Annotated in this window: 19 protein-coding genes and 1 tRNA gene; 3 read left to right on the top strand and 17 right to left on the bottom strand. The window is 57.1% G+C overall.

All coding sequences use genetic code 11. The annotated features are described in order from the left end of the window. Positions 1–143: 143 nt before the first annotated feature. The 12 genes from FGO67_RS15470 to FGO67_RS15415 all read right to left on the bottom strand — a co-directional run bounded on the left by FGO67_RS15470 (position 144) and on the right by FGO67_RS15415 (position 17,089). A complete protein-coding gene (locus tag FGO67_RS15470; RefSeq protein WP_203301571.1) occupies positions 144–1,127 on the bottom strand; it encodes a TAXI family TRAP transporter solute-binding subunit in 984 nt (327 codons plus the stop codon). 184 nt (positions 1,128–1,311) lie between these two features. Further along, positions 1,312–3,696, bottom strand: coding sequence for an efflux RND transporter permease subunit (locus FGO67_RS15465; RefSeq protein ID WP_203301570.1), 2,385 nt, complete (start codon positions 3,694–3,696; stop codon positions 1,312–1,314). Between the two features lie 46 nt (positions 3,697–3,742). After that, entirely contained in the window at positions 3,743–4,888 is a 1,146-nt protein-coding gene (locus FGO67_RS15460) for a WD40/YVTN/BNR-like repeat-containing protein (protein WP_238942475.1), read from the bottom strand. 144 nt (positions 4,889–5,032) lie between these two features. Next, complete coding sequence (locus tag FGO67_RS15455) at positions 5,033–6,421, bottom strand: DUF1329 domain-containing protein (RefSeq protein WP_203301569.1); 1,389 nt, start codon at positions 6,419–6,421, stop codon at positions 5,033–5,035. A 176-nt stretch (positions 6,422–6,597) separates the two neighbouring features. Further along, complete coding sequence (gene pepN, locus FGO67_RS15450; protein WP_203301568.1) at positions 6,598–9,240, bottom strand: aminopeptidase N; 2,643 nt, start codon at positions 9,238–9,240, stop codon at positions 6,598–6,600. Between the two features lie 83 nt (positions 9,241–9,323). Further along, complete coding sequence (locus FGO67_RS15445; RefSeq protein WP_238942474.1) at positions 9,324–10,163, bottom strand: DUF2797 domain-containing protein; 840 nt, start codon at positions 10,161–10,163, stop codon at positions 9,324–9,326. Then, on the bottom strand, positions 10,160–10,453 hold the full coding sequence (locus tag FGO67_RS15440) for a YeaC family protein (protein ID WP_203301567.1): 294 nt from the start codon (positions 10,451–10,453) through the stop codon (positions 10,160–10,162). The genes FGO67_RS15445 and FGO67_RS15440 overlap by 4 nt, the downstream gene beginning before the upstream one ends. Before the next feature lie 175 nt (positions 10,454–10,628). Next, entirely contained in the window at positions 10,629–11,483 is an 855-nt protein-coding gene (locus tag FGO67_RS15435) for a rhomboid family intramembrane serine protease (RefSeq protein ID WP_203301566.1), read from the bottom strand. 39 nt (positions 11,484–11,522) lie between these two features. Beyond that, positions 11,523–12,536, bottom strand: a complete 1,014-nt coding sequence (locus tag FGO67_RS15430; RefSeq protein ID WP_203301565.1) for a metallophosphoesterase — start codon at positions 12,534–12,536, stop codon at positions 11,523–11,525. Positions 12,537–12,538: 2 nt separating this feature from the next. Further along, entirely contained in the window at positions 12,539–13,423 is an 885-nt protein-coding gene (locus FGO67_RS15425) for an NAD(+) kinase (RefSeq protein WP_203301564.1), read from the bottom strand. Between the two features lie 113 nt (positions 13,424–13,536). Continuing rightward, positions 13,537–14,793: a DNA repair protein gene (locus tag FGO67_RS15420; protein ID WP_203301563.1), complete on the bottom strand. Its 1,257-nt coding sequence runs from the start codon at positions 14,791–14,793 to the stop codon at positions 13,537–13,539. 226 nt (positions 14,794–15,019) lie between these two features. Then, a complete protein-coding gene (locus tag FGO67_RS15415) occupies positions 15,020–17,089 on the bottom strand; it encodes an oxidoreductase (protein WP_203301562.1) in 2,070 nt (689 codons plus the stop codon). Positions 17,090–17,244: 155 nt separating this feature from the next. Between FGO67_RS15415 and FGO67_RS15410 the strand changes: the two genes are divergently transcribed. Further along, a complete protein-coding gene (locus FGO67_RS15410) occupies positions 17,245–18,348 on the top strand; it encodes an AraC family transcriptional regulator (protein ID WP_203301561.1) in 1,104 nt (367 codons plus the stop codon). A 164-nt stretch (positions 18,349–18,512) separates the two neighbouring features. Here FGO67_RS15410 and FGO67_RS15405 read toward each other — a convergent pair. Both FGO67_RS15405 and FGO67_RS15400 read right to left on the bottom strand, forming a co-directional pair. Beyond that, positions 18,513–18,589 (bottom strand) — tRNA-Asp (locus FGO67_RS15405). Between the two features lie 138 nt (positions 18,590–18,727). Beyond that, complete coding sequence (locus FGO67_RS15400) at positions 18,728–19,759, bottom strand: AraC family transcriptional regulator (protein ID WP_203301560.1); 1,032 nt, start codon at positions 19,757–19,759, stop codon at positions 18,728–18,730. Between the two features lie 273 nt (positions 19,760–20,032). Here FGO67_RS15400 and FGO67_RS15395 point away from each other — a divergent pair, with 273 nt between their 5' ends. Continuing rightward, positions 20,033–20,908: a MaoC family dehydratase gene (locus FGO67_RS15395; protein ID WP_203301559.1), complete on the top strand. Its 876-nt coding sequence runs from the start codon at positions 20,033–20,035 to the stop codon at positions 20,906–20,908. An 8-nt stretch (positions 20,909–20,916) separates the two neighbouring features. Here the strand turns inward: FGO67_RS15395 and FGO67_RS15390 are convergent, their stop codons facing one another. From FGO67_RS15390 to FGO67_RS15380, 3 genes are read right to left on the bottom strand one after another with little or no spacing between them, the layout of a single operon-like run. After that, entirely contained in the window at positions 20,917–22,506 is a 1,590-nt protein-coding gene (locus FGO67_RS15390; protein ID WP_203301558.1) for an ATP-binding response regulator, read from the bottom strand. 45 nt (positions 22,507–22,551) lie between these two features. Continuing rightward, positions 22,552–23,178 carry a response regulator FixJ gene (fixJ, locus tag FGO67_RS15385; protein WP_203301557.1) on the bottom strand — a complete coding sequence of 209 codons (627 nt, stop codon included), beginning with the start codon at positions 23,176–23,178 and terminating at the stop codon, positions 22,552–22,554. 39 nt (positions 23,179–23,217) lie between these two features. Beyond that, the gene (locus FGO67_RS15380; RefSeq protein ID WP_203301556.1) at positions 23,218–25,626 is read right to left on the bottom strand and encodes a Lon protease family protein; all 2,409 of its coding nucleotides are present in this window, start codon (positions 25,624–25,626) and stop codon (positions 23,218–23,220) included. Positions 25,627–25,716: 90 nt separating this feature from the next. Between FGO67_RS15380 and FGO67_RS17250 the strand changes: the two genes are divergently transcribed. Continuing rightward, entirely contained in the window at positions 25,717–26,250 is a 534-nt protein-coding gene (locus tag FGO67_RS17250) for a PilZ domain-containing protein (RefSeq protein WP_338039582.1), read from the top strand. Positions 26,251–26,264: the final 14 nt, after the last annotated feature.

Raw genomic sequence — 26,264 nt, 5'->3', positions numbered from 1 at the left:
ACGAAGAGGCAGAAAAAGACTTCAAGGGTGAACCCTACGAACGTGCCATGGTCTACATGTACCTTGGCCTCATCTACCTGGAAGAAGGTGACTACGGCAACGCCCGAGCCAGCTTCCTGGCTCCGGGAAAGGCTTCGGTCAGATCAGTCGATCAGGCCCGCTTCCTTGTAATACTTCGCCGCGCCCGGGTGCAGAGGTGCACTCAAGGCGTCAGCAACCATTTCTTCTTTCTTCAGGTTGGCAAACGCCGGATGCAGACGCTTGAAGCTGTCAAAGTTTTCAAAGACGGCTTTCACGACTTCGTAAACCACGTCATCTGCAACGTCGGTTGAAGACACGAACGTCGCGGCCACACCGAAAGTGGTGACATCTTCATCGCTGCCACGGTACATGCCACCGGGAATAGTAGCTTCACGGTAGTAAGGATTGTCGGAGATCAGCTTTTGGGAGGCCTTGTTATCAACGTTGACCAGCACGCTGTCGCAGGAAGTCGTTGCTTCTTTGATCGAACCGGAGGGGTGGCCTACGGTGTAGAAGAACGCATCGATGTTGCCATCGCACAGTGCCTGGGACTGCTCTGCCGCTTTCAGCTCAGCGGCCAGTGAGAACTTGTCCATCGTCCAACCCATCTCGTCCATCAGGACTTCGGCTGTGGCACGCTGGCCGGAACCCGGGTTACCTACAGAAACGCGCTTGCCCTCAAGGTCTTCAAAATTTTCGATTCCGGAACCCTTGCTCGCAACCACCGTGAACGGCTCCGGGTGCAGGGAGAAGACCGCACGCAGATCTTTGTTGGCACCGTCGTCTTTGAACCCGCTGGTGCCGTTGTAGGCATGGTACTGCCAATCAGACTGAGCGACAGCAAGATCCAGCTCACCCTGGCGAATGGCGTTCAGGTTGTAGACGGAACCACCGGTGCTCTCAACAGAGCATCGAATGCCATGCTCCTTACGATCCATGTTGACCAGACGACAGATCGCGCCACCGGCAGGATAGTAAACACCGGTCACACCGCCGGTGCCAATCGTTACAAAGCGCTGCTCCTGAGCAGAAACGGACGTTGAGGCAAAGCCAGCGCTAACCGCAGCAGCGACAGCGAGCGCGGATACCTTAAGTTTCAATGTCATGAGAGTTTTTCCTTTTCTGGTTCGTTATTTTCAAAGCCCTACGATGCGCTCGAAGGAGCTTATGGTTCGTTTTAGAACATAGACCAGATCACATTATAAATAAAGTAGGCCCCTCAACGCTAACCGTTTGACCCTTCAACAAAAAAGCCCGCAGAGCGGGCTTTTTTGCAGGTCCGGAAAGGGATTATTTCCCGGCTTGAGCCTTGGCCAACATGCGATCCGGACGCAGCAGGAAGCGCGCCAGGGCCGGCAGCAGCCAGATTGCGCCCACCATGTTCCACAGGAACATGAAGAACAGCAGGAAGCCCATGTCTGCCTGGAACTTGATCGGAGAGAAGATCCAGGTCACCACGCCAAGACCGAGGGTCACGCCGGTGAACATAACCGCTTTACCGGTAGACTTCAGAGTCTCGAAGTAAGCTTCCTGAAGTGGCTTGCCTTCCAGCAGGAACTTCTCAAGCTTACTGTAGATGTAGATACCGTAGTCGACACCGATACCGACACCAAGCGCGATAACAGGCAGCGTGGCAACTTTGATACCGATACCCGAGACCGCCATGATCGCCTCACAAAGGATGGAGGTCAGCCCCAGCGGTACCACGATGCACAATACTGCCCGGATTGAACGGAAGGTCAACAGACACAGCAGACTCACCACGCCGTAGACCATGATCAGCATCTTGTCCTTAGCGTTGGAAATGACCTCGTTGGTGGCCGCTTCCACGCCGGCGTTACCGGCTGCCAGCAGGAACGTGTGCTGCTCGTTGCTGGCGTTTGAGGCGAATTCCTCAACCCGCTCAACCACGGTTTGCAGGGTCTCTGCCTTGTGATCCTCCAGGAACACCAGCACCGGGGTCAGACTGCAGTCAGTGTTGATCAGGCCTGACGGTGCGTTACGGATAGACGCGTTGATGATGGTCTGGTTACGGGAGATCTCGTACCAGTTCCAGTTACCCTCGTTCAGTGCCTTGGTTACGATCTTGGAGACGTCTGCCAGAGAGGCCGAAGACTGGACGCCCGGGGTGTTCTGCAATTCCCACTGCAGGCTGTCCATAGCGCGCAGAACGTCGTGCTGAGTACATTGCTCAACCGGCGTCTTCACCATCACCACAAGCACGTCGGCACTGGTGGAGTAGTTATCGATAATAAAGGCGTTGTCCTTGTTGTAGCGGGAGTCTGCGCGCAGCTCAGGAGCACCGCGATCCAGATCGCCCACTTTTAGGTCCTGCTTGTAGTACAGACCCAGACCGAGTCCGATCACCGCAATCAGCAGGGAAATCGGTGCAACACCGGGGTGGGAGAAGTACGACAGCACACGCCATTTGCGGTCCTGCTTTTCGCCGTGGTTCTGGACATGCTTCACGCCACCCTTGGAAATGCCAATGTACGACATCATCAGAACGTGCAGCACCAGGTTGGTGATAATTACAAAGGCAACACCGATACCGGCCGCCACCGCCAGATCCCGGATTACGTCGATCTCAATGAAGAACAGCGTCAGGAAGCCAAAAGCATCGGAAATCAGGGCCAGCATGCCCGGAATATAGAGCGCACGGAACGCCAACCGGGCCGCCGTTATCGCGTCAAAACCTTTGGCCGATTCAACCGCCATGGCGTTGACAATCTGAACCCCGTGACTGATACCAATCGCAAACACCAGGAATGGAACCAGTACAGAGTACGGGTCGAGGCCATAGCCCAGCAGGCGCAGTGCGCCCAGCTGCAGGAACACAGCAACGATCGAGGTAAATACCGGAACCAGTGTGCCGGCGATGCAGCGGGAGTACCAGAACAGCAGCAGCGTGGTCAGGACGATGGTGATACCGGCAAACCAGGCGATTGAACCGATACCTTCAATCAGGTCACCGACCTTCTTCGCAAAACCAACAATGTGGATTTCAACGTTGGGGTTCTGTTCTTCGTACTTTGCGCGAATTTTCTCTTCGAGCTGACGAGAAAACTCGCCGTAATCCAGCGGCTGGCCGGTTTCAGGATTGGTTTCGTAGAGTGGCGCGTACACAATCGTCGACTTGAAGTTGTCAGCAATCAGGCGCCCTACTTCGTTGGAGCGCAGCGCATTCTGGCGCAAAGCTTCCAGACTGGTTTTAGAGCCGTCGTAGTCATCCGGGATGACCGTGCCGCCCTGGAAGCCCTGCTCGGTTACCTCAACCCAGCGGACGTTCGAGGTCCACATGGATTTGAGACCGGAGCGGTCAACACCATCCAGGTAGAACACCTCGTCGGTGATCTGCTTCAGGGTTTCCATGTACTCGGCGGTGAAGATATCGCCTTCTTCAACTTCCACCGCAATACGGACGAAGTTACCGAGATTCTGGAGATCGTCCCGGTGATCGAGCATGTTGATGATGTACGGGTGCTCAAGCGGAATCATCCGCTCGAAACTGGCGTCCGGCTGGATCTTCGCGGCGTTGTAGCCCAAGAAGAGCGTGAGCAGCACGAAGCCAAAAAGGATAACGGCGCGATTATTAAAGATCAGGCGTTCCAGGAACGGCTCTGCTTTTGGCGTCGTCAGGTAATGCTCATCCTTGCCATGCTTAAGGTTAGACATTCAAAAGCCCCTTAATTGTCTGTTCGGTTGTTGCCACATCAGGGCATTATTGAAGGTTTTTGCCTTTGGCATTGGTCGTGGTAACACCACCCTCACCGACCAACAGCAATTCAGTGCCAGAAATCGGCACCACGCTCATGAGACCCAGCCGGTCATCACGGAGATACTCCTGGAAAGTATCACCACCGTTACCACTGGTAAGTACGGCGCCGCCGTTACCGACCAGGATGATCCGGGAATTCAGGTACACACCGTCATTGAGCGTTGCGGTGGAGCCAGTATTGACCATGGTCCAGGTCTGACCCAGGTCGGAGGATTGCATCAGCGTTCCACGCAGACCAAAGACCAGCACTTCGTCCGCCTGACTGGTGCCAGTCACACCGAACAGCGAACCAGGATAAGGACTTTCACGACGCTCCCAGGTCTGACCGTTATCGACGGAGACATGGATCTGGCCAGCCTCACCGGCAATCACCATGGCGCCGCCGCTGATCTGGGTGATCGCATTCAGGTGGAAGTTCTGGTCGTTTTCCAGTCGCGGCGACCAGTCCTGCCAAGTCTCGCCACCGTCCTGCGTGTGGAAGAACAGACCATAGGCACCGACAACAAAACCGGTGTCCTCATCGCCGAACCAGACATCCAGGAACGGATTGACCGGACCGATATCGAGGTCAGCCTGCATGTTCTCAAGAGCAAAGAGCAGATCGTCCAGAGCCCATTCCAGGTCCGATTTCTCGTCCTCCGGGGCAGCTGCGATACGCTCTTCCATCTCTGCAATGGCTTCTTCCTGGCTCTCGATAGCCAGCTCCGCGGCGCGGATACCAGTCAGCTGAAGCTGCCAGGTTTCGCCGGCATCGTCCGAATGGAGCACCACACCACTGTGTCCAACAGCCCAGCCATGAGTTTCGCTGCCGAAATCGACGCCGGTCAGCGTGACAGATACCGGAACCTCTGCCTGAGTCCAGGTTGCCCCCTCATCATCTGAAAAGATGATATGACCACGCTCGCCAATCGCCACGAGGCGATCGCCAGCACGCTCTACATCGTTCAGAAGATTGTCAGGAGCCAGCTCTGTTGGACGCGCCGGTGTTTCGATGACGTCCGCAAGTGCGAATGCAACAGGGGTCGCACAGGCCATGGAAAGCCCAAGGCATGCTGCACCAAGGGTTTTGCACATAAAGCTTGTAGCCATTCGGATTGCCTATAGTTGTTGGTAACTGTGTAACTTGAATCAGTTGTCGAGCCCTTCAGCACAAACATACCGACAACCCGAAAGTTGCCGGCATGGTATGTGCCAACGTTAAGTTGGCACAGAGGGTTCCATTTTCGCTGAAATTTAGCGAACACTCCGACGCCGCAACGCGGCCGGAGAGAAGTACCGTTTGTTCGGAACGTCGTCGGTGAAGACCGTCGTGCTCTGCTCTTCCGTGTCCAGACCCTGGACGTGATACCGGCGGGCCTGCAGGTCGTGGAAGGCCTCCAGCGCCGTCCAGGTGCCCGGCAACTCGTAATAATTCTTCAGAACGCCCATGCTCACGCGCCAGAGCTCGCCGCGGCCATCGTACTGGTCGAGAAGTGCAGTATTCCAGCTATCCTCGTCCACGTAGAAGCGGCGCTTGGCGTAGATGTGTCGCTCGCCGTCCTTCAGTGTAGCGGTAACTACATGAACACGGTGCAATTCCCAACGCATCAGGTCCGGATTGAGATGGGTCTTGCCCAGAATTTCAGAGTAAGACAGCCCCTTCTGGGCGATTTCATAGTTGTTGTAGGGGATGTAAATCTCCCGCTTGCCTTCATACGTCCAGTTGTAACGGTCCAAGGCACCGTTAAAAATGTCGGTATCGTCCGCTGTACGAAGGTTGTCCGCCGCCGCGATGGGGGAATCATAACCCAGGTTGGGCGCTCTGCGTACCCGGCGCTGTCCGGCGTTATAGCCCCAGCCGTTTCGCGGATTAATGATCTGGTTCAGGGTTTCGTGAACCAGGATCGCACCACCGGCCAGACGGGGTGGCGACTGAGTGAACGACAGGTAGTAGAAAATGACGTTGTCGAGCGTGTTTTCACCGCCCTCGGGATTGTAGTAATTGAAGAACGCTTCCTGCTGCGACGTCACCAGCGTGTAATCGCCGTTCTGCTGAACAGCCACTTCACTGGAACGGCGGGTCAAAGAAATACCACGCCAGCGAGTCAGATGGTTCCAGATGACCTGCCAGGCTTTCTGCTCGTCATTGCCGCTCAGAATCGGGAACGGATAGCCGCCAAAGGCGCCATCAAGTCCGGCACCTTCACCAACGATCTTCGCGCTGGTGGCGTTCTCACGGGTATCTTTCTCGACGAATTCCGGTAGCGAATGGCTTCGACGAGTTTTGTAGACGGGAATCTCGAACGTGGTCGGATACGCCTCAAACATGGCCTTAAGGCCATCGGTCAAATGCTCGGAATACTGATCCGCATTGTCGGCATTGATCGTAAATAGCACCTCATCATCCGGAAACGGGTTCGGATGATGATGGCCACTGCCTTCGTAACTTGCCGGCGGCTCGGTGATACCGCCATCCCAGGCCGGGATAGTGCCCGCCTCGTTACCAGCCATCGGTGAACCGAAGGGGGTCAGATCATTGCCCAGACGTGCAGCCTGGCTGGATGAAACCGCAGCGTACGCTGGTGCCGCGGCGACAGAAAGGGCCATAAGGCCGCCGAGAATAGCGTTCTTATTGTATCTCATTGTGTAACCTTAGTCCGTCTGGAAGCCTCTGAAGGGCCTTTTATTGTTGTCTGCTCATGACACAGACTTTGCCACAGACTAGACGAACGTCCAAGATTGTCTATCGATCAAAAGTGCGATTTTGTATCCAGCTGTGTCTTTGATTAGCCGACACAGCTGGAACGCCCCTTCAACGATTAGCCAGCCAGACTCTTATGGACCACTTCATAAACGTCCCGTGACAGACCCGTTTTATCACGGATCCGCTCCAGCGCGGCCTTCATACGCTGACTGTAAGCCGGCGCGAAGCGCCTCCAACGCGTCAACGGCGTCACTAATCGGGCCGCGATTTGCGGGTTGCTGTCATCCAGACGGCAGACCTGATCGGCGAGAAAATCGTAACCGGAACCGTCGCGACTGTGGAACGCGGCCAGATTCTGACCAGCAAAGGCACCCACCACTGAACGCACCTTGTTCGGGTTTTTCCAATCGAATGCCTCGTGCTCGAGTAACTGATAAATCTGTGGCAACTGGCCAGCTCGGTCACTGGCGGCCTGCACCGAGAACCATTGCTCGACCACCTGCGGATCGTCCTTGAAGCGCTCGTAGAATTGCTCCAGAACGTGGGCGCGGTCCGCTTCATAATCCGAGTTCACCAGCGCGCGAAGTGCACCCATACGATCGGTCATGTTGTCCGCTTCCCGGAACTGACGCAGCGCCAGCTCCCGACCTTCTTCGTCGTTAATCTGCAGCAGCCACGCCAGTGCGGTGTTGCGCAGACTGCGACGGGCAATCTGGTCAGGTGTGACCTGATAGGCCCCTGTCTCGACATTGCGACGGTAGCAGGCGACCAGGTCATCACGAAGTGCTATGGCCAGGTGCTTGAGTACCCGCGCGCGGGCGTCATGAATGGCCGGTGCATCGGCACTCTCCGCTAACTCGATCAGGTAGGCCTCCGACGGCAGCTGCAGCATTTTGGCGACCAGCGCCTGATCAAGGGACGAGTCCGACACCAGATGCCGATAGGCGGTCACCAGCCTGGAATCGACCGGTGCATCTTTCGGAGTACCCACCAGCGATTGAATCACATCCACTGCCAGCCGCTCGCCGGCGTCCCAACGGTTAAAGCCGTCCGGATCGTGGCTCATCAGGAACAGCAGCTGCTCCCGGGTCCAGGGGTAGCGCACACGGACCGGAGCAGAGAACTGCCGCAGAAGCGACGGCACCGGGCATTCGTCGAGACCATGAAATTCAAACACCTGGGTCTCGCCGGTCAACTCCAGCACTCGCTCCGTGGGTGCATCTTGCTCACCTGCCTGCAGACGCAGCGGCAGAGACTCACCCTTGCCACCGAGTAGCCCAAGCGCAAAGGGGATGTGCTGAGGCTTCTTATCGGTCTGGCCCGGGGTGTCAGGGATGGCTTGCTTGATGGTAAGGCGGTAAATGCCCTGCTCTGCATCATACTCATCAGAGACGTTCAGCACCGGTGTGCCCGCCTGCTCATACCACAACCGGAATTGCGACAGATCACGGCCAGAGGCATCTTCCATCGACTTGACGAAATCGTCGGTGGTCACGGCCTGGCCATCGTGGCGCTCGAAATAGAGGTCGCTGCCCTTCCGGAACATATCCGGGCCCAACAGGGTGTGGATCATGCGTACCACTTCGGCACCCTTCTCATAGATGGTCAGGGTGTAGAAGTTGGAAATCTCCATGTACGACGCAGGACGAATCGGGTGCGCCATCGGGCCGCCGTCCTCGGCAAACTGCGCGGTGCGCAGCAAGGCTACGTCTTCGATCCGCTTAACCGTGGGCGACCCCATGTCGGACGAGAACTGGGAGTCGCGGAACACCGTGAAGCCTTCTTTCAGGCTGAGCTGGAACCAGTCGCGACAGGTAACCCGGTTGCCCGACCAGTTGTGGAAGTATTCATGAGCCACGATCGCCTCAATACGCTGGAAGGCAAGGTCCGTGGCGGTATCCTGGCTGGCCAGCACGCAGGACGAGTTGAAGATGTTCAGGCCCTTGTTTTCCATGGCCCCCATGTTGAAATCATCAACCGCGACAATCATGAAAATGTCGAGATCGTACTCACGGCCATACACCTCCTCGTCCCAGCGCATGGAGCGCTTCAGCGAGTCCATGGCGTGGTCGCACTTTTCGGAGTTGCGTGGTTCAACATACATCCTCAGATCGATGTCCCGACCCGAGCAGGTGGTGAACGTGTCCCGCTTCTCAACCAGATCACCGGCCACCAGGGCAAACAGGTAACAGGGCTTGGGGAACGGATCTTCCCAGGTGACGAAGTGGCGGCCATCCTCGAGGTCACCGTGCTCAACATCGTTGCCGTTGGACAGCAGGACCGGGTAGGACTGCTTGTCGGCCTCGATTCGGGTGCGAAAACGGGACATGACATCGGGACGATCGGGGAAATAGGTGATGCAACGGAAGCCTTCCGCCTCGCACTGGGTGCAGAACATGCCGGAGGACTTGTACAGCCCCTCCAGGCGGGTATTATTCTGCGGCTCGAGCCAGGTGACCACCGTCAATTCAAAGCGCTCAGGCACGGAGGAAATAATCAGCTTGTCGCCGCGGTTTTCGAAAGCCGCTTCATTCAACGTGACGCCGTCCAGCCCGACCGATTCCAGAACCAGGCTGTCACCATCCAGCTCAAGGGGGATTTCACCGGCGCCAGCCTCGGGGTTGCGCCGCACCGCCAGGGCGCTGTGCACCCGCGCTCCGTTTTCGAACAACTCAAAGCGCAAGTCGACGTGATCGACCAGGTAAGGCGGCACTTTATAGTCGCTCAGGTAAATGGTCTGGGGTTGATTGGTGCGCATTGTCGATCTCCAGGTTACTCAGCCGCGCACTGCCGGCAATCCGGCAGGCGGGAATGTGTCAGGTCAGGCGGGTGTGGAACGAATCAGTCGCCCAGCACCCGAAAACGAACTTCGTACCCGGTAAATTTCCGGATATTGATCACGCCGGTATCCAGGATCAGATACTGGCCCTTGATCCCCTCCAGCACCCCTTCAACCTCAGGAGCCTTGTCCAGGTTGTGGGTTTTCACTTTTTCCGGCCAGACAGCCACCGGATAACTGAGCCCCAGACCGTCTTCATCAACCTCGCGGATTGAATCCGGACCATGAGACTCTTTCAATGCCGACAAATCGTCCGCGATCAGACCTAATATCCTCTGCCGCTCTTCCGCCAGATTCAACTCCCGCACATCGCCCTTGAGCATGGCGCGCCAGTTGGTCCGGTCTGCCACGTGGGCCTTGCAGGCAACTTCCACCAGGCCCGCCAGGTATCGGGTCGCCACCCGAACCATGGGAATGGCATCCACGGCACCCTGATCGATCCAGCGGGTGGGAACCTGGGTTCCACGGGTAATGCCCACTTTGAGGCCCGACGAGTTGGCCAGGTACACTACGTGCTCCACCATACAGTGGGTCTCGCCCCACTCCGGCTCGCGACAGGTGCCAAGATGATAGTGGCACTTCTCCGGGCTCATTATGCAGGTGTCGCAGGCCGCCAGCTTCCGAAAACACGGAAAACAATAGCCTTGGTTGAAGCTCTTCTTGGTGGTGCGATCGCAGTTGATGCAACGAATCACACCCTCGAAATCAATGCGAACCTGCTTACCGAGGTATTCATTGAGCGGGATCCGGCTGTCGCCGACCGCAATGGAATAGGTTACCGGCTCTCCGGCCTCGGCCGGCATCTTGCGCAGCCGGCCCGATACGTCGATCAGATCACTCAAGACTTAACCTCAACAAACTGGTCCGGATCAACATCGTTGCCCGCGCTGTTCTGGCGCTGTACCGACGGATCGCAAGCAGTACCCGCCTTATGGCCACGGTCGATATAACCGGTGCGCTCTTCTTCCGGGACGCCGTGCAGGTTTTCATAGTAGATCACTGCCTGCAGGCTTATTTCCCGCTGCTCCGGCGTCAGTTTTCGTCCATCCGGCCACTTGCCCAGCTCAATAGACAGACGCAGGCTGCGGTAGACGGTGGGATCCAGTCGTTCGATTAATTCATCGTAAGTCATTCGGTACTCCCGAAACGCTCTTCAAAAAAATGTGCCGGAATCATTTGACAGATGCAAACGATAATAATTATCATTACCTCACCAAATGACAACGGTCGTTTCATTTGGTCTCTCTCATCAGGAGCTGAAAGCTCTTTTTATGCCTCACCTTTTGGTGGGGCTTTTTTTTGAGCTGTCATCGTCTTTTTACGGGCAAAACCAGCGCAAGGGCCACTCCACTGACAAACCCGCCGAGGTGCGCTTCATTGGCCATTCGGCCCAGCCCCAGCATTTCAGTAAACGGAGTAAAGCCAATCACCATCCAGGCTACGGCGAACGTTACCAGCGCCGATGGAAACTGGAATCGCGGCAACTTGCGCTGACTGAGCCAGCAATAACCCAGAATGCCGTACACCACACCCGACAACCCACCGAACAGTGGACCTGATACCAGGTACTGAAGACCATTAGAGAAAATACTGGTGACCAGGAAAACCGTGAGTAACCGCCCTCGCCCATCAAACCATTCAATCTGACTGCCGAGAAACCACAGCATCACAGAATTGAAAATGATGTGGGTCCAGCTGAAATGCAGGAAATCGGGTGTCAGCAGGCGCCAGACCTGACCGCTGGCCAGGGTACTGGAAAGCGCATCAATACGACCGGGCAGGGTTGACCAATCGAAATCGCGCGGATCGATCATCATCAGCGCGGCCGACAGCTCATTGCGACCCATGGATGTCACCCAGACCATGAGCACAGCAACCACGATCGCACTCAGCACCAGCGGTGCGTGCTTGGGCGAAGGCTGCCAGCGCCCACCAACGAAGACAGGGGAACGATGCTGGCGATCAACCGCCTCCCGAAGTTCAGGCTCGGCCAGGAAACGCTCCAGGGCTTCCAAAACCGGTTCCGCGTGCTGGGGATTTTCCAGCCAGAGAACCTGCTGATCGTTTTCCTCGGTGATTCGGTGCGGTACACCCTGACCGGTCAACCATTGGCTGAAGCCAGCCAGGTTTACCGTGGAATCCAACTGCTTTACGCGGTACACAAACTACCTCGACTCTCGGGGTAACAGGCATTAACGGCGTTAACGCTCAACACTGTCTTCCATGTTGGGGTAGCCGAACTGCTCGGGGCGGGACACATCCACCCAGACAAACTTGTCCGGGGAGAGAACTGCCTCTCCATCGAAGCGATACGCCACCAACCGGCCGTACTTGACCGCGCTGTAATCGATACAGGCGACATTGCCCTTCAGTGGCGCCGGCTCGCCTTCCATCCAGTAATGGCCAACGAAAACCGGCGGCGCACTCAGCGGATAGCTGATCAACTGCTTCCGCTCTTCGTCCGTCAGCACCTTGCGCGCCACTTCCGGTGGCAGAGGATCCGGCTGGAACACCACATCGGCGTAGGTCTCGGGATCGTCGGCCCAGAATTTGGTCCGGAAAAACTCCCGGACATAGCCGTCCCGACCGGTGATGCTGGTACCCTCCGGCAATCGCAGGTCAGTGCCACGGAGCAAGGTGTCCATCACCTGGCCGGCAAAGGATTCGATAGCGGCCGAGGCGTGCAGGAATTCGTCATCGATACAGGCGCCACCCTGAACCCGCTTAAACTTCTCAATGAGGTCGCCATCCCAGCAGGCATGGACCACCCGGAAACCCTCTTCCTCGATAAACAGGGGAATGGTGTAGAACCACTCCAGAAACTCGTTCCATTCATGGGGATGGTCATCAAATTGATCAAGCGTTTCCCGGATTAGCCGGTTGTGGCGGGCGGTGTGCTCTCGCAACCACTTCTTGCCACTGCCGGGACGGGCTCGGGTGCAATACCCGAGGGCGTTGTACTCGTGATTCCCCATCACTATCCGGGCAGAGCCATGCTCCACCATGTCGCGGACCAGATGCAGGGCTTCGCGAATTCGCGGCCCCCGGTCAATGATATCGCCGATAAAGATGGCCTGGCGGCGATGGTGCTGATACACCCCGTTCACCTTGCGGTAGCCCATCTGCTCCAGCAACCGGATCAGGGTGTTGGCGCAGCCGTGGATGTCGCCAATGATGTCGTAACCGCGGTGTGCGGCTTGTCTGTTTACAGCCATGATCAACTCGATGAAATGTCGCTTGCCCAGCCAAGCTTGTCACGGCAGGTGGCGTAGAAATTGTGATCCGTCGGATGAATCAGGCGGATCTTGAACGGCTTTTTGGTGATACGAATGATGTCACCAGGAGCACAGGCAATGTTCATCTGGCCGTCAAACGAGATTTGCGGATAGGTTTCATTGGTCTCCCCGATCACCAGTTTGATCTCGCTCTTGCCATCGACAACGATGGGGCGACTGCTGAGAGTGTGGGGAAACATCGGCACCAAAACCACGGCATCCAGTTTGGGATGCATGATCGGGCCGCCTGCAGACAGCGAGTATGCGGTGGAGCCGGTAGGGGTAGCCACGATCAGGCCATCCGAGCGCTGGCTGTAAACAAAGTGACCATCAATGAAGAGATCGAAGCCAATCATCCGGGTGGACTTGCCCGGGTGCAGGACAACGTCGTTTAGCGCCGTGCCGAAGCCCAGTGGCTGACCATTGCGTTCGACATTGCCGTCTAGCAGGAAGCGAGTCTCCTCGATGTACTCGCCTTCCAGCACCTTACCCAGGCGCTCTTCCAGATCTGAGGGCGAAATGTCGGTCAGGAAGCCCAGCCGACCACGGTTAACGCCCAATAACGGAATCTTCGATTTGGCCAGCTCACGCGCGGCACCCAGCAGGCTGCCATCGCCACCTACCACGATAACCAGATCGCAGATTTCGCCCAGCAGCTTCTTGCTGGCCACCTGCAGACCGTGGCCGGGCAGCATGCCCGCGGTGTCTTCCTCCAGTATGACGTGATAATTATTGGCAATCAGGTATTGCTTGAGCTGGCGCAGGGATTCAACCACCTTCACGCTGCCCATCCGGCCAATAACGCCAATGTTCCTGAATTGATCCATGAGGCTTCCTGTGGTGTCGGGATGCGGTGGGGCACGTCAAATCTCAGAGCCCCATGACAATCTGGCCCACAGTTTAACGAAAGTCGCCCGGATACTGAAAAAAGATCGCGAGGTCAGGCCTTGTGTTGCTCGCAACGATCGTCGATACCCGGGCGGAATTCTCCAGGCTGGCTGATGCGCATGACCGGCTCGTCACAGGGCCTACCATCCCTCGCGGTATGCCGGCAGACAGGATGCTCGTAATGCTCGAGCCAATCCCGGTAGGCAGGCTCGTTCATGCCGCACCGCTGGGCCGCATAGCCCACCGGGTTGGCGAAATAGGTGTTGATGTCTTCGAACTTAAGGGTGACGTGACCGGCGCCAGGCTGGTAGGCCACCAGGAACACCGACTGCTTCTTGAGGTGATCCATGATCGAATTTTCGACCGGCTCCTGATTTCTCAGGTCATGATTTTCCTGCTCCAGCGCCACGATTCGGTCGTCGCGAAGCTCCAGCTCACGCTGCTTGCGATCCAGTTGCTCCCGGAGCAACACCATCGCGGCATTGGTGTTGGCGTCTTCCCGCTCCTTGCTCTCCCCGCCGGCTGCGATCTGCTCCTGCATCGTCAGATATTGTTCATTGCGCTCTGACAGCCGCTTCTTCAGCTGCTCGTTGCTCAAGCGCTGGCGCTCGTACTTTTGCTCCAGTTCCGCAAATTCACCGCGCAGGGCCTGCAGTTCCAGCCGGTGTTCGCGCTGCAGGTCAGACATGGTGTCACGGTGAACGCTCTGCAACGTCTTGATGCGCAGGCGCTGCTCGCGGATGACCTGCGCTAAGCGCACGCGATCGGCGGAGTTGCCCGAATCCTCGTCATCGTCAGCAGAGTCGGAGTCGGCACTGAGGACCGGAATATCCTCTTCGCGCCGGGCTGGCCGAGCCTCAATCTTTCTGAATTTCAGGGAATTGGCGTCAACGGCCTTGCGGATGGCCTGAAAGTGGTTGTTGCCGGGCGTCATATCAGGATCCCACAGCTCATCGGCGAACCGCGGTTCTGGGCATTGGCTACGGCACACCAGCCGTATCGCGCCGCCACCCAGATCGGGGCCTTTGGCGCCCCGTTTGGCCAGGTCTTCGATGGGAACGTTCCAGTTGGCGTCCGCCCGCCCTTCTTCATCAAACCAGATGCGGAAAAACACCAGCGCCTGGACACGTAGCTCCGGATCCAGCTCAACCAGCACGGCCTTAACATCGGTTTCCGCGAGGTCGGACAACCCCACATAACCATCCAGGAACGCACCAAACTCGCTGGCACGCATCTGGCGGACGACCTGACCTTCGTCCATGAAAAATACCGCCGCGTAACCGTCCGTCGACTGGTCGGCAGATACCATCTACTACTCCCTAAATATCACAAGATATATCACCAACACGTTAAAACCACACGCAATGTTCCAACGCATGCGATGCTGGCAGAACCGCCAATGTAATCCTACAAGGGCGGCTCCACAAACTGACTAGACTTCGGCTAACAGTCTAGTCAGTCAATCTCCTGTGCACAGGGAAATACTGCAACGTTTTGTGAGCGCCGCGGTGAACCGCTGGCGCTCATACAAAACCTTACAGTTCGGCGGCCAAGCGGCTGCCCTGGTCAATGGCGCGTTTGGCATCCAGCTCGGCCGCAACATCGGCGCCGCCGATCAGGTGCACGGCCACGCCAGCGGCTTCCAGCCCGCCTTGCAGCTCACGCAGGGACTCTTGGCCTGCACAGACGATGATGGTATCCACGGGCAGCACACGGTCCTCGCCCTGCTCTGCGCCTTTGGGCGTTACCGTGATGTGCAGGCCATCGTCGTCAATCTTGCGATAGCTGACCCCCGGCACCATCTGCACCTCACGATTCTTCAGCGACGTCCGGTGAATCCAGCCCGTGGTCTTACCCAGGTTCTTACCCACCTTCGACGCTTTGCGCTGCAGCAGGTAAACCTCGCGGGCCGGTTCCGGCACTTCCGGCGCTACCCCCTTGATACCGCCACGATGCTCAACGCTGAGATCCACACCCCACTCGCGCATGAAGTGGTCAGTGTCCAGGGCCGCTGAAGTGCCCTTGTGCACGATGAATTCGGAGACGTCGAAACCAATACCACCGGCACCGATAACGGCGACTTTCTGACCAACCGGCTTACGCTCAAGCAGTGCGTCGAGGTAACCGATGACTTTCGGATGATCGATACCTTCAATCTCGGGCGTACGCGGGTGAACACCGGTCGCCAGAACCACGTCGTCGTAGCCGCCTGCCTTGAGATCCTCGACATCGACCCGGGTGTTGAGCCGAACATCAACACCGTGCTTATCCAGCATCACCCGGAAATAGCGCAGGGTTTCGTAGAACTCTTCCTTGCCCGGGATACGCTTGGCGACATTGAACTGACCGCCAATCTCACCACCCGCGTCGAACAGGGTGACCTTGTGGCCACGCTCGGCTGCGACCGACGCAAAGGCCAGGCCCGCAGGACCGGCACCGACCACGGCAATCGACTTCGGTGACGCTGTTTTCACCCAGGTCAGCTCGGTTTCGTGACAGGCGCGAGGGTTAACCAGGCAGGACGTCAGCTTGCCACTGAACGTATGGTCCAGGCAGGCCTGGTTGCAGCCGATGCAGGTGTTGATCTCGTCAGCCCGGTCCTCGGCAGCCTTCAATACCAGCTCCGAATCGGCGAGGAACGGACGAGCCATGGAAACCATGTCGGCATCGCCCTCGGCCAGGATCTTCTCTGCCACATCCGGCATGTTGATGCGGTTGGTGGTGACCAGCGGAATGCTGACTTCGCTTTTCAGACGTGCGGTCACCTTGGTGAAGGCGCCCCGGGGCACTGAGGTAGCAATGGTCGGTACCCGCGCCTCGTGCCAACCAATGCCGGTATTGATGATGGTGGCCCCGGCCTTCTCGATTTCCTTGGCCAGATGAACCACTTCTCCCCAGGTGCTGCCATCTTCAATCAGATCCAGCATCGACAACCGGTAAATCAGAATGAACTTTGCGCCCACCCGTTCACGAACCCGGCGAACGATTTCCAGGGGCAGGCGAATGCGATTTTCGTAACTGCCGCCCCAGCCATCGGTGCGGTGGTTGGTGTGGGAGACGATGAACTGATTGATGAAATAACCTTCCGAACCCATGATCTCGACACCGTCATAGCCGGCGTCCTGGGCCAGGGCGGCGCAGTCGACATAATCCTGAATCTGCTTCTCGATGCCGGCCTCGTCCAGTTCGTTGGGCTTGAACGGGTTAATCGGTGCCTGGATGGCCGAGGGCGCAACCAGCTCCGGCGAATAGGCATAGCGCCCGGCGTGCAGGATCTGCATGCAGATCTTACCCTCGGCCTCATGCACAGCGCGGGTGATGATCTTGTGTTGCTCGACTTCGTCCGGCCCGGTCATCTTGGCCGCGTGCTGGAAAACCCCACCCTCAACGTTGGGCGCAATACCGCCGGTCACGATCAGGCCAGCGCCGCCACGGGCCCGCTCTGCGTAGAACGCAGCAAGCCGATTGAAGCCGTTCTTGGCCTCTTCCAGCCCCGTGTGCATGGAACCCATGAGAGTCCGGTTGCGCAGTTTGGTAAAGCCGAGATCAAGCGGTTCAAGCAGGTTTGGGTATTTGACTACGCCTGGCGTGGCGGTTGCGGTCATGGTGGTCTCCTCATACTCATTTGGGCGGACCTTCGAGGGGCCCGGCTTTTTGTATGGCTCTAAGCTACCCGGCTAACTTGCGATCAACAATATCCGAAGATAATATTCTGTTATCCTGAAACGACATGTCAGACAGCATCTATCAATAAGCCTCCATGAGCACACGAGCGTCGCCACCACCACAGCACCAAAATGCCCTTGGCGATATCAGCGTTCGATACGCCTCGGTACTGTTGCGGGCCGCCGCGGCGGAAGGCGTCAATATCGAACAACTGATTTCTGATTTCCGGCTGAGCACCGAAACCCTGACCTCGCCAGTTGCCCGCATCAGCATTCCACGCTATATGCGACTCGGACATGCCGCCATTGCTCAAACCGGCAACCGCGCTCTGGGCTTGCGCATGGGCGCACTGACCCGCCCAGTCGATACCGGCATTGCCGGACTGGCCGGCCAATGCGCGCCCACCGTGGGAGCAGCTCTGTCCACCCTGGTGCGCTACTCCACCCTGTCCAGCCAAAACAGCCGAGGCGCCCCCTCAGTGCGCCCCAGGGATCGGCAAGTGTTGTTCTACTCGATCCGGCCGTACAACGCATTCAACTACTTTGTGGTGGATTCGGTTCTGGCGGCGTGGACTCAGTTTGTTCGCACTATCACCAACCGGTATGAGGTGCTTGAACGGGTTACCATCGAGTACCCCTCCACCGGTCAGGACGACCTGTTTGAAAGCTGGTTCCGTTGCCCGGTGCACTTTGGCGCGGAAGAGAACAGCATCACCCTGAAACCCGAGCCTTGGGCGCAGGCGTCCCTCAATGCGCAACCGGCCATGCATGAGCAACTGGTGGAAATCTGTGAGCGGGAACTGCAACAAATACGGCGGGGATGGACGACCGCCGACCGGGTCAGGCATCTGCTACCGCCCCTATTCCGGGGCGAAAGCCCGGGGCTGGATATTGTCGCAACGAAACTGGGCGTGGCGCCGTGGACACTGCAACGGCAATTGAGCGCTGAGGGCACAAGGTTTCGAGAACTGGTCGATGATACCCGGAAACAGTTGGCCACCGAATACATCCGGGAGACGGACACTTCGCTGGCAGAGATTGCCTGGCTGCTGGGCTTTGCCAATCCAGCGGCGTTTCACAAGGCTTACAAGCGCTGGTTCGAAATCAGCCCCGGCGAACATCGGCAGCAACTAAGATCAGACAGTCAGATTTCGGTGGCGTCGTCACAGCCATCGTCGTCGTCAAACTCCTCGAACTGACTTTCGATCAGCTCTTCTTCGTAATCCAGCATGAGTCACTCCCGTTTTTTTAACAACACACGAGAGCAAACACTGAAGCACAGTGATGACAAAAAAATGACAGGATGATGTAAAAGCTAAGAATGATAAATCAGAGAAGAAAAAGTAAAGCAGGGAGGGAAAAATGGCGGAGCGGACGGGACTCGAACCCGCGACCCCCGGCGTGACAGGCCGGTATTCTAACCAGCTGAACTACCGCTCCGCATTGGTCATCACGTCTCGCCTGATAAAGGCTTCGCAATCAAGGGTGTGATTGCTCTGTGACAACGAGGGCGCATTATAAAGACGCCCTTGTTTATGTCAACGCTTTTTCTGAAAAAATATCCAGAATCCGTTTTTGCTACATGGACCCAACCATTGCGTCCTTACCCTGCGCGGTTTTCCGGTACTCAATCGGGGTCATGTTCGACCACCGCTTAAAGGCCCGATAGAACGTGCTGGGCTCGGAAAATCCGGTCAGATACACAATCTCGTCAATGGACTCGTCGGTGGTCGCGAGCAACTGACGAGCCAGTCGATAGCGGAAATCTGCCAGTACCTGGTTAAAGCTGGTTTCCGCCTCCGTCAGCCGGGTACGCAGGGTTCTCGGCTTGATTCCAAGACGCTCCGCAACCGCATCCAGGGTCACCTCGCCACTGTCCAGCAACTCGGCGATAATACGCTCCACCTGGCCAACGATGTCCTTTTTCTCCAGCCGGGCTACCTGCTCGCTGGCAAACCGCTCGTGCAAATCCAGCAGTTCCGGCTCGGCATGGGGCGACGCATGGGCCAACAGCTTTACCGGGAAGTAGAGCCGGTTTTCCTCGGCTCCAAACACCACGTCACAGCCAAGAATCTCAGCAACGTGCGCCCGCCCTTCCGTTCGTTCGTGCTCGAATTCAATCCGGGACGGATAAAACGAATTGTTGGTAATCGAGCGGAAAAAGATGATCACACCCTGCACGAAGCATTCATTGAAATGCTTCAGGCGGCTGACCTCGTCAGAGGCGGCATCCAGCACCATGCACGCATCATCACCTTCGATAAAGAAATCCGTATTCGCGGCATCGCTGAGCAAACGCTGGTAGTTCTGCGCCCGTCGCAGGCCCTCACCAAAGGTTGGACTGCTCAGGAATAAATACTCCAGCACCTGGCCCTTGTAGGCCGGCAGCAGTTCACCCAGGTGCAACCCGATATCCGGATCACCGGATACGTCCTCCACCGCCTGCCAGAAATAAAGCTGGGCACTGTGGGGCGTCCGCAGCTGCTCGGTGTAAACGTAAGCTTCATCAACACCTAAACGACTAAAGATAGCGTCGGTATCAATACCCTTTTGCTTCATCGCCTCATAGATCAGGCGCAACATCACTCCCGCGTCACGAAGTTCCTGCATACGATCCCGCTTTATTATTTATCAAATACCACTTTGACCCACCGGACAGTCGGCCGTGCATGCCGGGTCAATGCCTGATCCGGCTGAGTTTGCCAGAGTTGAAACCTGTAATATAAATGTTCGCAGGCTAATGTCTGGTATTAGAGCATATCAGGCCACGGACGCACAGTTGTACCAGAATGAAAATAGGGACTGGTACCCATGTGGCTAGAAAAGATGCGATCAGATGCGAATTTACTCAAGAGGCCCGATTCAAGCCAGGAGAAAAACGACATGCCAGATCCCCTGATCTATTACCGCAAGCCACCGAGACTGCTGCCCCTTTACGCCAGAGCCCTGGCACCGAAGAAAATCAAGGATAAAGGCGGCATTTCCCTGCCCTCAGTGACAGCCGAGCTGATTGGCGCCAGCACCGACAACGAAACCCTGACTCGTTACGAAGCAGTTTGCGGCTTCCAGCCTGGTATCCGGGTGCCCGCTACCTGGCCCCATGTTATGGCTTTTCCACTGCAACTGAAGTTGCTGACCGACAAGCGTTTTCCTTTACCCCTGTTGGGACTCGTGCACTTGCGCAACACCATCACCCAGCATCGACCTATCGGGCGCGGCGAAATCCTGGACCTGCGGGTGCGCCTGGGCACACAGGAATCCACCAGCCGGGGCCTGGAGTTTGACCTGATTACCGAGGCGTATTCGGCCGGGCAATTGGTGTGGGAGGAGTCCAGCATAAACCTGTTCCGAGGATCGGAAACCGAGAGCACCACTACAAAGAAGTCCCCGCCACCGGACCTTGAGCACTACCCCAACACCGTCAGCATAAACGCGCCGGAGCCGACCGGGCGCCGATACGCTGGCGTCTCCGGTGACCGCAACCCCATTCACATGCACGCAGTGTCTGCCCGGGCCTTCGGGTTCCCCAAAGCTATTGCACACGGTATGTGGAGTAAAGCCCGAGCGCTGGCCATACTGGAACAGCAAAAGGACTGGCGACCAGGCCCGGTAAGGATCAGCTGCCAGTTCAAGAAACCATTACTGCTTCCGGGAACGGCGCAATTGAACTGGCGGACAGGTGGATCCGGGTGGGACTTTCAACTGCTGAATGCCCAGGGCAATGCGCCGCATCTAAGCGGCCACATTGAATGGCTGTAACGCCGGGGTCAGTCTTGCTCGAATCCTGACGACTGCTCGGGGGCACAGGGTGCTCCTGAGGAGCCTGCGACCGGCAAGGTGAAATAGAAACAGGCGCCGCCACCTTCTGGACGCTCAAAGCCGATATCGCCGCCCTGAGCCTGAATCAGCGACCGACAGGTTGCCAGGCCGATCCCCATGCCTTCGTCCTTGGTGGTGTAGAACGGCAGGAATAACTTGTCCTCGGCGTCGTCCGGCAGACCAATACCGTGATCCCGCACCTGCACCCGGACACAGCTGGAACCCAGCAGCTCAGCACTCACCCGAACCGGAATCGAAGCGTCGGCGCTTCGGGTGGCCTCAAGGGCATTTCGGATCAGGTTGAGAGCAACCTGCTGAACCTGGATCGGATCAGCGGTCACATCGGGCAGATCGTCCGGGACTGACAGATCAATGCCCCCCTCGTTATTGCGCATATCCACTTCGGCAAACTGGCGAGTATCCTCGAGCAGCGTCGGTACCGAGATAACTTCCTTGCCCGTGGCCGGCTTTTTCATGAATCGACGGATGCGGCGAATGATTTCACTGGCGCGGTGTGACTGGGCTTCAATCTTATCCAGGGTTTCACCCAGCAGCCCCAGATCCGGCTCTTCCTTGGCCATCATGCGCTTGGATACACGGGCGTAATTGGTGATCGCCGTGAGAGGCTGATTCACTTCATGGGCAAAACCGGCTGCCATCTCACCCATGGTGGTCAGACGAGAAGCATGAGCCAGCTGATCTCGCTGCTCCTGCACCAGCGCCCGCGCTTCTTCCAGCGCGGCCTCACTCTGGAGCTCGGCGGTAATGTCATCGAACACCACCACGGCACCGTGCAGCTCGCCGTTATCCAGTTTGGGTGTAGACCGGTACTGGGCGGGGAAACCGCTGCCGTCCATACGCAGCATCCGGATGTTGCGCTGGTTTTCAGCCACGCCCTGACTGCAGGTGGTATGACCAGGCAAGCCGTCCTGGCCTTCCTGGCAAGTAGCAAAATGGGTCTCGAAGAAATTCCGGCCGATCAGCTCATCAACCGGGCACCCCATGATCTGCGCTGCGGCCGGGTTGGCAAACTCAATGATGCCATTCTCGTCCAGGCCGTAGATGCCTTCGCTGATTGAGTTCAGAATCCGGGCTTGATCACCCTGAAGCTCCCGGTTTCGCGCCTGAAGCTCGCGCTCAAGGCGGATGACGCGGGCGTGGGTCTTTACCCGAGCAATCACCTCAAGGGACTGGAATGGCTTGGAGATGTAATCGGCACCACCCAGCGAGAAGCCCTTCACCTTGGCCTGCAGGTCATCCAGCGCCGACAGAAACACAACCGCACAGTCAGCGGTCTCTTGGTCCGCCTTGAGACGTTCACACACCTCATAGCCGTCCATGTCGGGCATCATGATATCCAGCAGGATCACTTCGGGCTGATGCCGGTGGGCGAGGTCCAGTGCCTTCTGGCCCTCGTTGGCGATCAGCAGGCGATAGCCTTTATCCTTCAGGGTCTCATAGAGGACCTTGAGGTTCTGCGGATTGTCATCCACAAGCAGAACCGTCACCTCCGAGTTCTCACTGACAACTTCAGTCATATAAAGGGAGCCGGTTAAAAACGTCTCCGTATGATGCCGCCTGGATCAACGGGCGTCGATAAGGTCCTTTACGGACAAGACCATACGAACCAGATGCGCAAGTGAATGGGTACCCATTTTGTGCATGACCCGGGAACGGTGGATCTCCACCGTGCGCTGGCTGATCTCCAGCTCGATCGCAATCACCTTGTTCGCTTGCCCGGCGATCATCCGATCCATGATTTCATGCTCGCGGGGGGTCAGGCTTTTCACCCGGCGAATGATTTCCTGCTTTTCGCCCAGGGTCTTGCGCTGCTCAAGATCCTGCGCCAGTGCCGCTTCGATTTTCTCCAGCAGCGCCTCTTCCCGGTACGGCTTCTGGATAAAATCAACCGCACCCTCTTTCATGGCATCCACCGCCATGGGCACATCGCCGTGGCCGGTTACGAAGATGATGGGCAGAATTGAATGCTTGTCGTTCAGCTTCTTCTGCAATTCCATGCCGTCCATGCCGGGCATGCGGATATCCAGCACGATGCAGCCAGCCATCTTTTCGGAATACTCCTTGAGAAAGCTGGTGGCGCTCTCAAAGGTCTGAACCGGCTTGCCGTCGGATTTCAGCAGCAGTTCCAGTGAATCACGAACCGCCTCATCATCCTCTACTACGTATACGGTCTGCTGGATATCAGTCATCTGTGTGTTCTCTCCTGTCCGTTTTCTTATGATGTCCGGTCAGTGAATTGACGGATCTTTGTGGTCATCACGGTTGTGCTCCTGGCGCTCATGTTCGCGCATTTTCTCGAGCCGTTGTTGGATAATGCCAAAAACGCTCTGTTTCGGGTACCGGCCCTTGTCGTCGGCTTTACCCGCAGGCCTGCCCAGCAGCAAGGTCACCGCCTCTTCCAGACGGCTGACGGCGTACACCGCAAACTTACCCTCCCGCACGGCCTGAACCACTTCGCTGTCCAGCATCAGGTTCTGAACGTTGGTGCTAGGCACAATCACGCCCTGGGTGCCGGTCAGGCCATCCTTGAGCTGGCAGGTGGTATAGAAGCCCTCTACTTTCTCGTTTACGCCGCCTATTGGCTGCACCTCTCCAAACTGGTTAACCGATCCGGTAATGGCCAGATCCTGACGTACCGGAATCTCCGCCAACGACGAAATCAGGGCGCAGAGTTCTGCCAGGGAAGCACTGTCGCCATCCACCTCGCCATAGTTCTGCTCAAACGTCAGACTGGCAGACAGATGCATGGGATCAGTAACCGCAAAGTGCGAGGCCAACCATGAGCTGAGGATCATCACGCCCTTGGAGTGAATGTTGCCGCCCAGTTTGACGTCGCGTTCGATATCCATCACCGCGCCATCTCCATAGTAGCAGGTCGCGGTGACACGGTTGGACAAGCCGAACTCGAAACCGCCAGTCGACAGCACGGAGAGCGCATTAACCTGGCCGACACAGGTGCCGTGAGTGGTCACCAACGTTGAGCCATCGCGAATGGAATCGTAGAACTGGTCGCGAATACGGCTACTGCGGTATTTCGCGCTTTCCAGGGCCCGCTCAACGTGGGTGTCCTGAATGAGCTTGGCACCGGCCTGGCGGGCCCAATAATCGGATTCCCGCAGCAAATTGGCGATATCGGCCGCGTGCAGGGACAAACGGTCCTGATGCTCGGCCATACGGGCACTGTGCTCAATCACCCGGGCAACAGCCTTATTGGAGCAATGCAGAAGGTCTTTCTCGCTGACCAGACTGGCAATGAACTTGGCGTACAGCAGCTGACTGTCGTCCGACCGGTACATTTCGTTTTCAAAATCAGCGGTAATCCGGAACAGCTCTGCAAATTCGGAATCGTACTCTTGCAGCAGCATCCAGGTCTCACGGTCACCGAACAGAACGATTTTAACATCCAGGGGAACCGGCTCCGGCTCAATGGAAATAGTGCCGGACAGGGTCAGTTCCCGCTCCAGGGAGTTGATCTGGATGGACTTGGAACGCAGCGCCCGCTTCAGGCCATCCCAGACGTAGGGCTGCTCCAGCACCTTGATCGCGTCCATCAGCAGATAGCCGCCGTTGGCACGGTGCAGGCTGCCAGGCCGGATCAGGGAGAAGTCGGTAAACACCGTGCCCTTGTAGGTGACGTTTTCCACGTAGCCAAACAGGTTGTGGTAGTTGGGATTGTCTTCCACCACCACCGGCACTTCATTGGTTTTCTGGTGTACCAACGTGTTCACCAGGTAACGACGGGGCATCTTTTTGTCGAGGGAGGCATAGGCGATGGCCGCCTGTTCGTCGTCGTCATCCAGGAAGATGTCCAGGTTTTCAGCCAGATCCTTGCGCACCGCTTCAAAAAACGACACCACATCCGGCAGATCACTGTATTTCTCTTTCAGCTCGTCGATCTGATGGCCGGAAATACCTTCCAGCGTTTCGGTATTCAGGGCCTGCTGTTTGTCTGCATACTCCTGCTCCCAGTCCGCCAGCTTGCGCAGGGCCGCCCGCAGCTTCTTTTCGAGCCGGTTAATGGAATCCTCAAACTTGTCGCGCTGCGCATCGGTCAGCGCCTGAAACGACTCCGCGGTGTGAGGTTCCTCGCCATTCATCGCCACCAGGCGATAGCCACCGGGCGTTGATACCGTCAGGCTGACCTTCTTGCGCCTGGCCTGAGCCGCCACTTTTTCCAGCTCATCCTCCTGCATCTTGGCGTACTCGTTCTTGAGCTGCTCCGAACGCTCAAGGAAGCTGTCGCTGTCGAAGGTTTGCGGAATTACCTTGACCAACCGGGCCATCAGCTTTTCCATATCCTGCTTCAGCTGGGTGCCTTTTCCGGCAGGCAACTGCAGCAGGCGGGGAACCCGGGGCTCCTCAAAGTTTGCCACGTAGCACCAGTCGTGACTCTTCTGCTTGGTGTCCACATGATGCTCAAGGTAACGCAGCATCATGGTCCGCTTACCCAGCCCGTTCCGTCCGACGGCGTAGACGTTGTAACCACCGTGGGGCATGGCGAGCGCAAAACGCACGGCTTCCTGGGCCCGATTCTGCCCGACAATCTCGGCGAGGGGCTTTAATTGCCGGGTCGTTTTAAACGGTAAATCTTTCAGAACACAGGCTTTGTACAGCTGGTGCAGAGACAGTGACTTCAAGGTGCGGTCCTGTAACGGTTGAATCAATGGCCGGTCATTGTAGATTCTGGAGCAGCCCCTGTCGCGTGTGTGCAAAAGATTTCTGTTGCCATGGCACGCCCTTACCGAAGTGCCACCCAGTTCACAGTTTTGCAATCGGTCATTTTTCAGGCAGCCGCACCGGAACTAAACTTCCCTTCCCGGTTATCCTCACGCAGTGGTTATCCGGCCGATAACAAAGACAAGACACGCAATGGACGCCTTTCTATGACGAGTGATTCAACAGATCGCAGAATCAAAGATCGCTATCCAGCATCTTGCCTTCAGGTTCATTTAAGGGAGCGCGGCTTTTTTGGCCGGGGCAAGCAAACAACCCCCGTGACCTGTCTCGACCTGAACCGCTACGGCATGGCCGTGCTCTGCCCGAGACCGGTGGAGACCGGTGCGCGGCTGTTCATGGACTTCGCCGGCAAATACATCCGGGAATCCCGGGTTGGTGCCAAAGTGGTGGACTGTCAGCCGTTTCAAACGGGGTACCGGGTCAGCGTGCAATTCAGTTACTGCCTGGACAAGAAAGGCTATTCACGCACCGTGGACAATGCCTTGTCCCGGATTGAAGGACTTTACAGCCGGTTTGCCAGCTAGCAGCCTCATTTAAC

Source organism: Marinobacter sediminum (genome assembly GCF_016820575.1).
Lineage (GTDB): Bacteria > Pseudomonadota > Gammaproteobacteria > Pseudomonadales > Oleiphilaceae > Marinobacter > Marinobacter sediminum.
The sequence above is the reverse complement of the archived record's forward strand: the minus strand, read 5'-3'. Positions and strand labels throughout refer to the sequence as shown.

Bases quoted from the DNA above. Each gene is read 5' to 3' on its own strand.
- FGO67_RS15400 (WP_203301560.1), bottom strand. From the start codon at position 19,759: ATGCAGGAACTTCGTGACGCGGGAGTGATGTTGCGCCTGATCTATGAG.
- FGO67_RS15470 (WP_203301571.1), bottom strand. From the start codon at position 1,127: ATGACATTGAAACTTAAGGTATCCGCGCTCGCTGTCGCTGCTGCGGTT.
- FGO67_RS15440 (WP_203301567.1), bottom strand. From the start codon at position 10,453: ATGACTTACGATGAATTAATCGAACGACTGGATCCCACCGTCTACCGC.
- FGO67_RS15395 (WP_203301559.1), top strand. From the start codon at position 20,033: ATGCCAGATCCCCTGATCTATTACCGCAAGCCACCGAGACTGCTGCCC.
- FGO67_RS17250 (WP_338039582.1), top strand. From the start codon at position 25,717: ATGGCACGCCCTTACCGAAGTGCCACCCAGTTCACAGTTTTGCAATCG.
- FGO67_RS15460 (WP_238942475.1), bottom strand. From the start codon at position 4,888: ATGGCTACAAGCTTTATGTGCAAAACCCTTGGTGCAGCATGCCTTGGG.
- FGO67_RS15420 (WP_203301563.1), bottom strand. From the start codon at position 14,793: ATGGTATCTGCCGACCAGTCGACGGACGGTTACGCGGCGGTATTTTTC.
- FGO67_RS15465 (WP_203301570.1), bottom strand. From the start codon at position 3,696: ATGTCTAACCTTAAGCATGGCAAGGATGAGCATTACCTGACGACGCCA.
- FGO67_RS15430 (WP_203301565.1), bottom strand. From the start codon at position 12,536: ATGGCTGTAAACAGACAAGCCGCACACCGCGGTTACGACATCATTGGC.
- FGO67_RS15390 (WP_203301558.1), bottom strand. From the start codon at position 22,506: ATGACTGAAGTTGTCAGTGAGAACTCGGAGGTGACGGTTCTGCTTGTG.
- FGO67_RS15425 (WP_203301564.1), bottom strand. From the start codon at position 13,423: ATGGATCAATTCAGGAACATTGGCGTTATTGGCCGGATGGGCAGCGTG.
- FGO67_RS15415 (WP_203301562.1), bottom strand. From the start codon at position 17,089: ATGACCGCAACCGCCACGCCAGGCGTAGTCAAATACCCAAACCTGCTT.
- FGO67_RS15455 (WP_203301569.1), bottom strand. From the start codon at position 6,421: ATGAGATACAATAAGAACGCTATTCTCGGCGGCCTTATGGCCCTTTCT.
- FGO67_RS15410 (WP_203301561.1), top strand. From the start codon at position 17,245: ATGAGCACACGAGCGTCGCCACCACCACAGCACCAAAATGCCCTTGGC.
- fixJ (WP_203301557.1), bottom strand. From the start codon at position 23,178: ATGACTGATATCCAGCAGACCGTATACGTAGTAGAGGATGATGAGGCG.
- pepN (WP_203301568.1), bottom strand. From the start codon at position 9,240: ATGCGCACCAATCAACCCCAGACCATTTACCTGAGCGACTATAAAGTG.